Source organism: Mycobacterium sp. 48b (assembly GCF_048282725.1).
Classification (GTDB): Bacteria; Actinomycetota; Actinomycetes; order Mycobacteriales; family Mycobacteriaceae; genus Mycobacterium.
Map to the genome: position 1 here is coordinate 6,069,198 of NZ_JBLVUL010000001.1, position 13,199 is coordinate 6,082,396.

General features: G+C 69.1%; 10 protein-coding genes. 2 read left to right on the top strand and 8 right to left on the bottom strand.

All coding sequences use genetic code 11. From position 1 onward, the window contains the following. Nucleotides 1-40 precede the first annotated feature (40 nt). From ACNQR1_RS29635 to eccCa, 4 genes are all read right to left on the bottom strand, one after another. Nucleotides 41-337 carry a WXG100 family type VII secretion target gene (locus ACNQR1_RS29635; protein WP_418049145.1) on the bottom strand — a complete coding sequence of 99 codons (297 nt, stop codon included), beginning with the start codon at nt 335-337 and terminating at the stop codon, nt 41-43. 12 nt (nt 338-349) lie between these two features. Continuing rightward, nucleotides 350-673: a WXG100 family type VII secretion target gene (locus tag ACNQR1_RS29640; RefSeq protein ID WP_418049146.1), complete on the bottom strand. Its 324-nt coding sequence runs from the start codon at nt 671-673 to the stop codon at nt 350-352. Nucleotides 674-750: 77 nt separating this feature from the next. Then, nucleotides 751-1,908, bottom strand: a complete 1,158-nt coding sequence (locus ACNQR1_RS29645; RefSeq protein ID WP_418049147.1) for a type VII secretion-associated protein — start codon at nt 1,906-1,908, stop codon at nt 751-753. Next, nucleotides 1,905-5,684: a type VII secretion protein EccCa gene (gene eccCa / locus ACNQR1_RS29650; RefSeq protein WP_418050553.1), complete on the bottom strand. Its 3,780-nt coding sequence runs from the start codon at nt 5,682-5,684 to the stop codon at nt 1,905-1,907. The genes ACNQR1_RS29645 and eccCa overlap by 4 nt, the downstream gene beginning before the upstream one ends. 121 nt (nt 5,685-5,805) lie before the next feature. Between eccCa and eccD the strand changes: the two genes are divergently transcribed. Together eccD and mycP are read left to right on the top strand one after the other, a co-directional pair. After that, nucleotides 5,806-7,155 (top strand): type VII secretion integral membrane protein EccD, encoded by a 1,350-nt coding sequence (gene eccD, locus ACNQR1_RS29655; RefSeq protein ID WP_418049148.1) that lies wholly within the window; start codon nt 5,806-5,808, stop codon nt 7,153-7,155. Beyond that, entirely contained in the window at nt 7,152-8,477 is a 1,326-nt protein-coding gene (gene mycP / locus ACNQR1_RS29660) for a type VII secretion-associated serine protease mycosin (protein WP_418049149.1), read from the top strand. The genes eccD and mycP overlap by 4 nt, the downstream gene beginning before the upstream one ends. Here the strand turns inward: mycP and eccB are convergent. From eccB to ACNQR1_RS29680, 4 genes are all read right to left on the bottom strand, one after another. Then, the gene (gene eccB / locus ACNQR1_RS29665) at nt 8,430-9,830 is read right to left on the bottom strand and encodes a type VII secretion protein EccB (RefSeq protein ID WP_418049150.1); all 1,401 of its coding nucleotides are present in this window, start codon (nt 9,828-9,830) and stop codon (nt 8,430-8,432) included. The two genes, mycP and eccB, sit on opposite strands and share 48 nt — an antisense overlap. Before the next feature lie 70 nt (nt 9,831-9,900). Further along, nucleotides 9,901-11,001, bottom strand: coding sequence for a saccharopine dehydrogenase NADP-binding domain-containing protein (locus ACNQR1_RS29670; protein WP_418049151.1), 1,101 nt, complete (start codon nt 10,999-11,001; stop codon nt 9,901-9,903). Between the two features lie 9 nt (nt 11,002-11,010). Then, the gene (locus tag ACNQR1_RS29675) at nt 11,011-11,973 is read right to left on the bottom strand and encodes an enoyl-CoA hydratase/isomerase family protein (RefSeq protein ID WP_418049152.1); all 963 of its coding nucleotides are present in this window, start codon (nt 11,971-11,973) and stop codon (nt 11,011-11,013) included. Continuing rightward, on the bottom strand, nt 11,970-13,151 hold the full coding sequence (locus ACNQR1_RS29680; protein ID WP_418049153.1) for a M28 family metallopeptidase: 1,182 nt from the start codon (nt 13,149-13,151) through the stop codon (nt 11,970-11,972). Before ACNQR1_RS29680 ends, ACNQR1_RS29675 begins: the two co-directional genes overlap by 4 nt. Between the last annotated feature and the right edge of the window lie 48 nt (nt 13,152-13,199).

Consider the following 13,199-nt stretch of genomic DNA (forward strand, 5'->3'; position numbering starts at 1 on the left):
CCACCGGGCGGGGCCGCACATGTCTTCTCAGGTGCCGGCCTCAGACTCCCCAGGCGTTGGCCGCACTGCGGTCGGTAGCGGCCACTTCGTCGGCACCGTCACGCACCGCATTGCCCAGCGAGAACAGGATTTCGTTCAGCGCCGCCGCGGCCTGGTTCCACCGGGCCTGCTCGACGGCATAGGCCTGCGCCGCCTCACGCGTCCAGACCTGCTGCAGAGGCGCGATCTGCGAACGCAATTCGTCGAGGGCTGCGTTGAAGCGGCGTGAGGTGGTGTGGATCTCCTGACGGACCGAGTACTCGATCTCGCCGAAGTCGTAGGACAGGATCTGGTCCATCGCCGGCTCCGATCAGATTCCGTCGCCGACATTGCCGAGGCGCTGCGCGTGCGTGTCGGCAGCGGCGCGCAACGTGCGCTCGTTGGTCCGGATGGTCTCGGCGATCCGGACCAGTGTGGTGTGCAGGGTCAACGATTCGCCGTTCCAGCGGTCGACCACATCGCGGAACCGCACGGCGGCCACACCGCCCCATACTGACGGCGGCACGCTGCTCATCTTCCCGATAAACGTCTGCAGCATGGCCCGGACGTCGTCGTTGAGGACGTCGATCTGGCCGGCCACACTCGTCATTACATCGAAGTCGGTGCCCAACGGCCCCGTCAGTCCTGGTGACATGTTTTCCGGCCCTCCGGTTTTGTCTTGCGGGATATAACAATTCGACGCGGGGCGGCCCGTTTTGGTTCCATCCGATTTCAGAACAGCGTGTGAGCTGAACCGGTGGCAGCCTCACAAGCCGCCCGGACCGCCTCCGCTCGGCCCGGGGCGCTCTGGCACCCGACAGCGATCCGCACGCCGCCGTCGACGAACACCGCCCAACGAATCTCCCTGCCGGTGCGGATTTCCCGGTAACTGACCACCGGGCGCGCAGCGACGACCGCAGCCGGATCGAAGTCGACGAAGACCTCGGCGGGCTGCTCGCGAAGAGCGCGCTGCACGGTGTCCGCCACGGAGCCGTCCGCGACGCCGGATTGCGTCAGATGAATCATCACCTGCGGATCGGACGGCGAGACCACCTCGACCCGAGCTGATCCCGGCCCGTCGGTGACCTGTCGTACCGACCACCCCGCCGGAATCTGCATGCCGACCCGGCCTTCGACGAGGATCGTCATCGCCATGGTGTCCGCCGGCCCGCTTTGGGCGGCGAACGCGATGCCGCCCAGCACCGCTGCCAGGGCCGCTGCGGCACCGATCGCCACGCCGCCCCACCGCAGACCGATTCGCCCTGCGGTGGCCGGAACAGCGGGCGTCTCCGGGGCTTTCAGGCCGTGGCAACACGTCCGGATGTCGGCCAGGGTGACCGTCGCGCCGTGACGGCGCAGACCGGCCATCACGGCGTTGCCCAGCGTCGCCGATCCGGCTACCGCGGCCGGTGCGTCGACGACCACCTCCGCCGATGCCCCGGCAATCGCGATGGCGGCTCGTATAACCGCCTCCGGATCCAGGTCGCTCTCGCCGTGGCGGGCCAGCGCGGCACTTCGGGCATCGGCGCCCGACACCATGACGATCTCGTCGGCGATCTCGACCACGGCCCACGAAGCACTGGTCAACGCCCCGCACAGGGCCTGAACCCGTTGGATCACAACAACGTCGGCACCTGAGCGGACCGCGGCGCCCCGCACCCGATCACACTGATCGGAGGTCCACCAGGTCGGGCATACCAGGGTGACATCGCGAGCCCCCGCACCCGCGGCGTCGAGTACCTCGGCCCACAGCTCCGCCACCGCGACCGGCTCGTCATCGACCAGGATGATCTCGTCGTCGATAGCCGCCACGGCGGCTGCGGCCCGGTGCGAGACCCGGCCGGGTCCGCGGACGGTCACCGGGCCCACCTCGATGACCGCCGATGTCATTCCGGGTCCGCCCCTTCAGGGAGCGTGACCTGGACCAACTGATCGGGTGCCGAACGCGTGATCAGTGTTCCGCGCCCCGGCGGAAGCCGAACCGGCCGTGCCGAACCCAGCAGAATTCCGTCGTCGGGATTCGCGCTCATCATCAGGCCCATACAGCCGAGGTCTTTCACGGCGGCCAGGACCGGGTCGAACATCGCCCGCGCCGCACCTCCGGAGCGTCGGGCCAGCAGCAGGTGCAGTCCGAGGTCGCGGGCATGCGGCAGGTAATGCAGCAACGGCGACAGCGGATTCATCCCGCCACCGGCCACCAGGTCGTAATCGTCGACCACGACATACAGTTCCGGTCCGCTCCACCACGAGCGGTCGCGGAGCTGTCGCTGGGTGACCTCGGGTCCGGGCATCCGGCTCCGCAGTGCATCGAGCACTCTGGGCAACGCGGCCTCCAGCGCCCCGGCCGAGGGCGCATATCCGGCAAGGTGATCCGATTCGACTGCCCCCAGCAGAGCGCGGCGAAAGTCCACGATGAGCAGTTGCACGCTCGACGGTTCGTTCACGGCCACCAGGTCACCGCACAGGGCGCGCAGCGCGGTGGACTTGCCGCAACCGGTGTCGCCGAGGATCAGCAGATCGGACTGCGCGGCGAAATCGACCAGCACTGGGGCGAGTTCGCGTTCGCCAAGGCCCAGCAGCGCTTCGGTTGCGGGCCGGGCCCGCGGTGTCGCCTCCGAAACGGGCCCGCGCACACACCTCGGCAACAGCCGGACAGCCGGCGCCCGGGCATCCCCGTACTGGTTGCGCAGGGTGTCTCCGATCCGTACCAGCGACGCGCCGATGCCGGCGTCACTCGGCGTGCCGTCCAATCGGGGCAGGGCGATCAGCAGCTCGCGCCCCTCACGGGTCAGGCCTCGACCCGGTGCGGTCTGGGCCAGCTGTCGGGCGCGTTTGCGGTCCATCTCAGATTCGGAAGGGTCCCCGAGTCGCAACTCGATGCGGGCTCCCAACTGGTCCTTGAGCGCCGGGCGGAACTCGGCCCACCGCGACGCGGTCACCACCACGTGGACCCCGAGCGAAAGCCCCTGCACGGCAAGCGCGGTGATCGACGGCTCCAGGGAATCGAGTTCTCCGCGGAACGTCGCCCAACCGTCGATGATCAGGAACACGTCGCCGAACGGATCATCGATGTCCCCGGCTGCCCGCCGTATCCGGTATTCGGCCATGGATCCGATGCCGAGGGCGGTGAACCGTGCTTCCCGGGTACTCACCAGCGTCTGCAATTCGGCAACGGTGCGCCGGACCAGCTCGGCGTCGGCCCGCCCGGCGACCGCCCCGACGTGTGGCAGCGCCTCCAGCGCACTCAATGCTCCCCCGCCGAAGTCCAGACAGTAGATCGCGAGGTCACGAGGATGGTGGGTGGCGGCCAGAGCCACCGCCAATGTCTTGGCAGCCGTGGACTTTCCGGACTGGGGCCCACCGACGATCGCCACGTTGCCGTCGGCGCCGCCGAACGCCAGCATCAGTCGGTCCCGGCGCTGTTCGAAGGGACGGTCGACCAGCCCGACTGCTACCGCCAGCGGCTCGGAATCGGACAGCAGCACGTCGCTGAGCGGGACCGCACGCGGCAGCGGAGCCAGCCACACCTGATGCGCCGGTGTCCCGCACCCGGCCAGCCGGTCGACAACCTGCTGTAGCAGCGTGATCGTCGTCGGTGCCGCCGGGCGGGGAAGGATCGTCGCCCGGGACCCGGTGAACCGTCGCGGCCTCGACGGCCCCAGCGGTGCTGGTGGCTGCGGCGCAGGTGTCGGACAGGCGGCGGAGACGAACGCCGTCTGGAACCGGATGATCTCGCCGGACGGTGTCTTGAGATAGGCCGCTCCCGGTGTGTTGGGCAGCTCGTACGCATCGGCGATGCCGAGCACGGACCGGGATTCGCTGGGCGAGAACGTCTTGAGGCACACCCGGTACGACAGGTGGCTGTCCAGCCCACGCAGCCTGCCCTCGTCCAGTCGCTGGCTGGCCAGCAGCAGGTGTATGCCCAACGACCGCCCGAGCCGGCCGATCGCCACGAACAGCTCGGCGAAATCCGGATGCTGCTGCAGAAGTTCGGAGAACTCGTCGACCACGATCAGCAGCGCGGGTAAGGCGGGCAGGTCCCTGCGGCGCCGGTATTCGCCGATGTTGGCCAGATTTCCTGCCGCCCGAAGCAACTCCTGGCGACGGGTCAGCTCCCCGGCCAGCGCATCGGCCATCCGGGTCACCAGCTGCTCCTCCTCTGCCAGGTTGGTGATCAGCGCACTGACATGCCGGGCCGGTTGCAGGCCGAGAAACGTTGCGCCGCCCTTGAAATCCACGAGGACCAGGTTCAGTTCCTCGGGTGAATGGGTAGCGATCAGGCCCAGCACCAACGTACGCAGGAACTCCGATTTTCCCGAGCCGGTGGCGCCGACGCAGAGCCCGTGCGGGCCCATGCCCTCGTGCGCGGCTTCCTTGAGGTCGAGGTGCAGTGGAGCGCCGTCCGTACACTTGCCGACCGGAACCCGAAGGAACCGCCGCGGATCCGACGTCGTCCAATTGTTCGGCGGGTCGATCGCGGCCGGATCGATACCGATCAGCGCCGGCCAGCCGGAGTCATCCGGTATGGGCGCGCTCCGGTACCGCGCCAGCCTCCGCGCACACGTGACGGCCTGCTCACGGCTCATCTGATCGGGTCGCACCTGTGCGGTGCCGCATCGCACCACCTCCGCGTCCGGGTCCAGGTCCAGCTGCAGGTCTGCGCTGGTGATCGGGGTGGCTTCGGCCGGACCGGCAACCGTCATCACCGTGACGGCGGCATCGGGCACCGGCGTCGCGGCCGACCCGCCGCCCGGGTCGACGATGACGATGGTGTGCATCTGAGTCGTTGCCTCGGGCAGCTCGGCGAGTGTGCTCAACCGCAGCGCAGCGGGCACACCCTCACTGTCGGGATACCAGTGATGGGCAAGCCATTTCAACCACTCCCACTCCGCTGCCGTCGACCCGTCGACGACGGCGGCGATGCGCACGTGTCGCGGGCTGTGGGCGGTTGCCAGCTGACAGATCAGGGCCCGCAACAGGGCTCGGGCCGCGGTGCGCGGCCCACTCGCGGACACGTGGCCGTGCTCCCGCAGGTTCACCGTCACCGGGGCATCGGGGACCATCGACCGCCGCCGGATCAGTTGTGCCAGAGCGGATGCCGTCACCGGGTCCGCGTCGGGTCCCGGGCCGGTTCCGGCGGCGACCAGCCGCGTCCACAGCGGCCGGTCCCCCACCCCGATCCGCACCTCACAGAATGCGGCGTCACCGGGGCGGCGCTTCCACATCTGCCCGCTTCCCGCGAGCGTCCACAGACTTCCCGGCGCGGGGTGTTCGGCATGCAGCGCCTGCCACTGCGAGCGGGCCGTTTCTCCGGTCGCGGTGTCGATCCCGTCCAGGTACCGCAGGTACTCACAGCGGTCCCGGTGGAGCTGCTGAGCCCGGCCGTTGCCCCGGAAGCTGTAGGCGACCGTACCGATCGCCGACGCCGCCATCATGATCGGGAACATCATGGACGCCGGGCCGCGCGAGGCAAACACGCCCGAGGTGGCGTACACCGCGATCATGCCCGCCATCGCAACTACGAGTACCAGCGGCAAAAGCCTGGTCAACAGAGTGACCTGGGTGTCGCGAGGCAGCGCGGGAGGCGCGTCGATAACCACCTCCCCGGTCGTCGGCTCCCGTGTCGGGAGCGCGCGGGTGGCGGTTTGCGGGCGGATGGGTTCCATCGACGTTTGGACGCCCGCCGGGCCCGTCAGGTTCCCGGTCTCCACCGAAATTTTGGTGCGCGGCGGTGCATGCCGGGTCGGTTAACGTGACATGCATCGGCGTCTACCGGGGGGTGATGCGATGCCGGATTCGTTGCGCCACGTCTCGATTCACCGCGGGACTCCGACCGATACCCGAGACGCGGCCACGGTCGACCTGTCCCTGCCCGCGGCGATGACCGTGGGTGAACTGCTGCCGTGGATCGTCGATGCGCTCGGCGCTACGGACGGCACACCACGCCGGTGGCAACTGGCACACCTCGGCGGCCGCTGCCTGGACGAGTCATCGACCCTGGTGCAGAACGATATTCACGACGGCGATCTACTGGTGCTGGCCGGATACGGCGACCAGCCCCCATCCGAGCGGCCGCAGGTGGGCACGTTGGCCGCGAACTCGGACCGTGACGGCCTTCCGGCCGGGCTGCGTGTCGCCGCGTCCTTCTGGGCCTGCACGCTCGGCCTGCTGGCATTGATGTGGGCCGGGCTCGGCACCGATGGATGGGACCGTATCGCCCCCATCGCGGCGGTCAGCGTCACCGTCACGGCCATCGCGATGGCCGCACCGCGCCGGGGTCTGCATTCGTCGACCGCGACCGCGACCCTCAACGGCGCAGCCGTGGCATCCGTCGCGGTTCTGGGATTCCTCGTGGTTCCGGGCGGCCCTGCGCCGGCGAACTTCTTCCTGGCCATGACGGCGGCGGGCTCGTTGGGCGCGATGCTGATCCGGGTCTCCGGCGACAGTCGACAGTTGCTGCTCGCAGCCGTGACCGTCGCCGTGTTGTTCGCCATACCAACAGTTTTCGCAGTACTGTGGCCGCTCGCCACGCCGGCATTGGGTGCAGTGGCGGGGGCACTCGGGCTGGGCTTGCTGCCGTTGGCCCCGCGGCTGTCCATCGCCCTCGCCGGCCTGACGCCTCCGGTGCCGGAATATCCCGGCCCCGAGGAGGAGGTGGCGACCGACGACGCATCAGACGCCGGCGCGCGTGCCCTTCTCGGGCATCGGAACCTGGCGAGCCTGGTGGCAGGTTGTTCGGCCGCCGCCGCACTGGGCACTGTGATACTCGCCCTCGGCAGCCTGCAGCGGGTCACGGTCGTGGGGGTCGCGTTCGCCGCGGCCGTCGGGATAGCGCTGTTGCTGCGTTCGCGTACCTACGCGTCCGGACACTGCCGCACAGTTACGGCGATCTGCGGATTCCTCTCGCTCACCGCGGCTTTCAGCCTGGCAGTGGCATGGGCTCCGGCGCATGGCAGTTGGACCGGCATTCTCGCGGTGGCCGCCGGTGTGGCCGCGCTGTGGCCGGTCACCGTCCAGAGTCCCGCGGCGGCCCGGCTCGCCGATGCCGTCGAATACGCGGCGCTGGCCGCGGTGGTGCCGTTGGCCTGTTGGCTCGCCGGCGCCTTCGACCTGGTCCGCGACCTGGGACTGCGGTGAAGCGTTCAGGCCGGTTGATCGCGACGTTGATCGCGGGGCTTCCGCTGATGTCCGTCGCGCCGGCGGCCGCTGTCGTACCACCCGCGATCGACAACACCCTGCTGCCGCGACCGGCTCCGCCTGCGCCGGTCGATCCCACCGAGCAGCGCCAGCCCTGCTACCAATCCGCGGTGGGCATCACCGGCGCGGTGGGTAACCCACTGGATCTGGTCGCGGTCTGGCCACTCACCCGCGGCGGTGGCCAGAAGATCGCGGTCATCGACACCGGGGTGGCCCGGCACCGGTTGCTGCCGCACCTGATCGGCGGTGGCGACTATGTGTCCCACGGTGACGGCACCACGGACTGCGACGGTCACGGCACGATCGTGGCCGGAATCGCCGCTGCCGCACCGAGCGCCGGCTTCAGCGGCGTAGCGCCCGACGCCGCGGTACTGTCCATCCGGCAGTCGAGCAACAAGTTCGCCGCAGGTGGTGGGACCACCGGGGTCGGCAATGTCGACACCCTCGCGATGGCGGTGCGCACCGCGGCCGACCTCGGCGCGACCGTCATCAACATCTCGTCTCCCGCCTGCGTGCCGGCCACCGCCACACCCGACGATCGCGCGCTCGGCGCGGCACTGCGTTACGCCGTCGACGTGCGCAACGCCGTGGTGGTCGCGGCCGCCGGCAACGTCGGCGCCGGATGTGTCCAGCAGGACGGTCCCGTCGGGCCACCGGGCGAACCCGACTGGAACAGCGTGCGCTCGGTGTCCAGCCCTGCCTGGTACGACGACCTGGTGTTGTGCGTCGGATCGGTCGGATCCAAAGGCACGGCATCGACTTTCAGCCTGGCCGGGCCGTGGGTGGATGTGGCCGCCCCCGGCGAGGATCTCGTGTCCCTTCATCCCGACGGCGAGCAGTTGATCCGCACGATCGGGCACGCAGCGCCGATTTCGGGAACCAGTTATGCCGCGCCCGTCGTCGCCGGGATCGCCGCGCTGGTGCGCTCGCGCTTCCCTCAGTTGAGCGCACGAGAGGTGATGCGGCGTATCGAAGACACCGCACGAACACCGGCTGACAGCTGGAATCCGTATGTGGGTCACGGCGTGGTCGACGCCCTGGCCGCGGTCAGTGAAGGCACACCGTCGCCCGGATCAGCACCGACCGTTCCGGTTTCGGTGACGCCGACGGTCCCCGGATCGGTCGATCCCCTGCCGCGGCGCATCGCCTTCGGCGGCGCCGCCGTATGTGTCGCCGTGACGGTCTTGACCGCATTGATGCTCGCGGCCAATCGGTTACGCCGGCGCGAGCCGGTTGCCGGGCACGACGTCCCGAACGACTGACGCCGCGTCACGGCTGAGTTCGGGCCCGCGCGGCAGCATCGCCAGCATGGGCCACGGGGCGGGGACGGCGTCGGTCCCGAGTCCGAGTTGCTCGGCGGCCTCTCGGTCACGGATCCCGAACAACACACCGAGATCGTTCAACAGATACACCGGCCCACCGGCGGAGTCGCCGCGAATGACACCGCAGGCCTCCAGCAGCACGCTGCGGCCGACCGGGATCTGCACGCGGTCGATGCTCGGCCCCTGACCGTCGGCCTGTGCGAGTTGCATGCCGCCTGACAGTGAGTCGGCCATGGCAACAACGGTATTCGTATCCGGTCCGGGCCGACGCGGATCCCAACGGGCGCACACCACTGCTCGTCCACGAGGTAGCACCCGCTCCGGGAACCGTGGCACGGCCAGTCCGGTGGCGACCGGGACGTCGGCCACCACATCGGCGGGAACGACGGGCGGTTCGTCGGTTGGTTGGGCCACGGTAAAGCGGATGACATCGGCCGCCACCCGGTCGATCCGCTGCAACCCGTCGGCGAGCACCACATAGAACTCGGCAGGGCCCGCACGCACGACGCGGATCACGGTTCCGACCGTTAGTCCGCCCAGTGCGGCCGGTCCGGGATCGCCCACCCCGACGATCAGGGGCGCCCGCAGAACGGGAGCCTCGGGCACGGAGTCCAGCAACGCCTGCGAAACCGGCTGGGCTGACACACCTTCCAGATGTAACGCCCGCACGACGGCGATATCGCGAAGATCCACCCGGGCCCGCCACCCGTCGGCGAGCAGGAAGGTCGACGCTCCCACCGCACGTGCCGAGACCAGCAGGGCTTGTCCGCTGAGCAGTGGCGACAGTTCGGTGTCGACCCGGCCCGCCACCAGCACCGTTTCGGCCGGTTCGGCGACATCGCAGGTCGCCCAGCCCGACTCGTCGAGGTTCAATGGTCGGCCGATCTGGGCAGGAGCGCCCGGTATTCCGACCTGTGGCCCACGCCGGAGCTTCGCAATCACAGCGTCGTCGACCACCGCCGGATTCGCCGGGGTGCCGACGGCGAGCCGGGCCGACGCGAGGTTGGGTACCGGATGCACCGCGTCGTCGATGCGCACATACAGCGCACCGGTGTCACGCGTCATCAGGATCGGCGCGTCGCCGGGCGCCGAGCCAGGGCCCACCAGCGCGATCACCGCGCACACCGCGATCGCGATGCCCGCCAGGGCACACCCCGCCCCGTAGGCCACCGCCTGTGCGCGCAGCGGATCGTCGAGCATGCGCGCGTCACCGCGAACCAGCGCATGAGCCATGCGCCGCAACAGGAATCGATGCCCGCTGAGCTGTAGCCGAGTGGCCGGTCGCCGTGCCATATGTCCCCCGGCCATCACCCTAACCCGGCCTGGAGCACCTCCCGCGCAGTGATTGCGACGCCCGGCGGCATCAGCTCAACGTGTAGGTGAGCCCGTGCCCGGCCAGGCCGTCGAGGAACGCCCGCGGCTCGATGATCTGCGCCGGGCTCACAGCTCCGGTGACAGCGAATGCGTCCTCGAGAGTCGTTCCCACGATCGAGGCCGCGATGGGGGCCGTGAGATCGAAGATACCGTCGGCGCTCAACGTTGCCGCCCGCACGCCCGATGCTCCTTCGACCCTGACCGATATCCAGAACCGTGTTGGGTCGTCGTCGATCCGGGTGTGAGTGGACCGGGTCGTCGCGCTGAAGAGGGTTTCGGCCAGTGACCGGAGCGGGCTCCGCAGTGCCGCGCCCACCGCGCGGGTCATCAGCGGGACGAAGCGGTCCGGTACCGGGCTGCCGAATGTGCTGGCGGACATCCAGGTTCGGAGGGTTCCGACATCGAGATGACGCGGGAGGGTGACGGCGTCCGGTGCCGGGTAGGTGAACACCGTCCGGGTCCCGACCGGATCGGGGAATTCGGTCGTCCGGAGCAGGGGTGTTCTCACCTCGACGTAGTCGTGATCGAACTGGACGATGGGTTGCCCCATCCCGCGCAGGAAGTTGGCATAGGCCGCACCGCTCGGCGTCCAGTCCGTGATGTGGTACGCGATGTCGACGGTGTCGATCCGCCCAGTGTCGGCCGCTATCAAGCTGACCAACGCGTCGGCGAGCGCCGCGTAGAACCCCGCGGACGGGATCAAGGCGACACCGGCCCCTGCGGCCGCAGCGCCCAGTCCGTCGAACACGTATTGGATCGAGCGTTGCTCACCGCTGATGTCGACATAGTGGGTCCGGGTGGCGATCGCGGCCCGGGCGACCGGTTCGCAGGTTTCGACGAACGACCCGGCCGCGTTGACGACAGTGCGCACGTCCGAGCAGATCTCCTCGATTCGCGACCGCTCAGTCAGGTCCGCGGCCTCCACGCGGACGGGCTGCCCGACGTCAGCCGCCAGCTTGTGCAGTTTGTCGACGTCACGCCCCACGCACACCACCGAGCAGCCCGCCGCGAGAAGTTCACGCACGATCTGCTTGCCGGTGTATCCGGTGGCCCCGAAGACAGCGACGTCGGTCAATCGATTGTCAGGCACGGATTCTCCCTATCGGTCTGAAGTAATTGTCGGCGAACTGGTGTGGCGCGAAACCCCGACCCGCTCCCAGCCACGGAGGATCACGTCGTCGGTCAGCGGCGCGTTGGCAGCCAGATAATCGCGGTACTCGGTCATCGAACGCTTGGTGTCGCGATCGGTCAGCGTCCGAACCAGGCCCGCGGCTTCCCGCCGCATCGAGGCGGCAGTAGGCCTGGCGCTCGAGTCATAGACTGCGCGTTTGATCTCCCGGGTGACCGTCGGCGACCGTGCTGCCAGGCGACCGGCGAGCTCTATCGTGCTCGCGCGCAGTCTTTCTCGTGGGCAAACATGGTGGACGATGCCGAGTCGAGCCGCATCGTCCGCCGTGAGCCGGGTCCCTTCGAGGAGCAGTTCGACTGCGGCCGCCGTACCCACGATCCGGGTCAGCCGTTGCGTTCCGCCGGCCGCTGCGAGCAGGCCGATGCCCGACTCGACCAACCCGATCTCGGTGTCATCGGCCATGATCCGGATGTCGCAGGCCAGCGCGAAGATCGCCCCCATTCCCAGGGCGAGGCCATTGATCTCGGTGATCACCACCTGGTCCAGCCGGGAAAGTCGTTCCAGGGACGTGTAGGTGCGGGCCAGGAACAGGGTGTTCCGCAGCCCGGTACGACGCAGCACGGCATCCACGCGGCGGTGGGCGACGGCCACCCGCGCACCCGCGATGACGGCCCGGGCGGGGCCGTATCCGACACTCACCGGCACCGTTTCGGCTCCCCGAAGCAGTGACGGTACGTCGAAATGAGTCAGATAAGTGTCATCGCAGCCCGTGAACACCACCGCCCGAATTGTGGAATCGCGGCGCAATTCCCGGGTGAGGTCGTCCAATTCGATGCTCATCCGCTCGTCGAAGAAGTGTCGCGGCGGGTTGTTGAAGGCCACCGTGAGCACGCGATCGGATTGGTCGGTGACCAGTCGCGGCGAGGTGTTCATGCCGCCACGAGACCCTGTGCGTCGCGTACCCAGGTTCGGGCGATCTGCCCGGCGAGCCGGACAGCGTCGCTGACGGTGTTCCAATCGACGTTGTCCACGGTGTCGGACGGGCGATGCAGGTGGCTGACCCAGCCGTCCTCGACGGACAGCAGCGACACCGCGGGCAGGCCGGCGTTGGTCATGACCGCGGCGTCGGTCGCGTTGGGGAAACTAACCTGCTCGAGGCCCAAACCGAGGTCGGCGGCGGCGCGATGGGCCCGCTCGACCGCATCTGCCGACAACGTGTTCGTCAGCGCCTCTCGCGCGGACACGACCATCGGCCCACGGCTGCCGACCGAGTCGAGATTGATCACCAGGGTGTGCTCGGGGTCCAGTTGCCGCCGGTGCCGACGCAGCCAGTCCCTGATTCCTGTGTTCCCTGCCTCTTCACCGCCCGGAAACACAATCAGCACAGTGGTTTCCGGCAGAGGTGAGGATACGAACCGACCGGCGAGCTCGAGCACGGCGGCGACTCCCGAGGCGTTGTCGTTGGCCCCGGGGGCGGTCCGGCTCCGCATCGACTGCACCATGAGCGTCGCACTCACGGCCAGGGCCGCGCCTGCCGCCACCCTGACACGGTGGGACGGGATGGCGGCCGCCGCCAGTGCGGCCAACGGGATGGCGTGGCTGGGCACCGCGTGGCCGGTGGCCGCGGCCAGACGGCGGCTCGCCGCGACGGCATTCGGATGCCACACCGCCCCCATGTGCGCGGCATCGTGGTGAGCGCAGAGCACCAGCGTGCGACGCGAGTTGCCGGTGGCGGGTATCCGTGCCCACACCGATACGCCGCGCCGCGCCGGCAGGAGACGCCGCACCCACTGCAGGCGTCCGGAGACTTCGAGTTCATAGGACGCCGCGGCCGCCGCACCCAACCACCGCGCCACCGGATGCGGAAGCGCCGACAGGCCGGCTCCGAGCGCAAGATGTGCGAGATGTGCGGGCGCCCAAGATGATTGGCTGCGAAATGTCGAGGTTGCGACGTCCTTGGCGCCGAGCTCACCCAACCGGTCGCCGAGGTAGCGCGCAGAAGCACGCTCTCCCTCGCCCGCCGTTCGGCGATCGAATCTGACCAGTTGCTCGACGTCGCGACGCATCAGGTCGACGTCAGCCGCCTCGTCGAGCTCCCCCACCGAAACCATGCCGCCTCCCGCTGTCCAAAGATTTCACAGAGTGTCGCTCTGTAACCG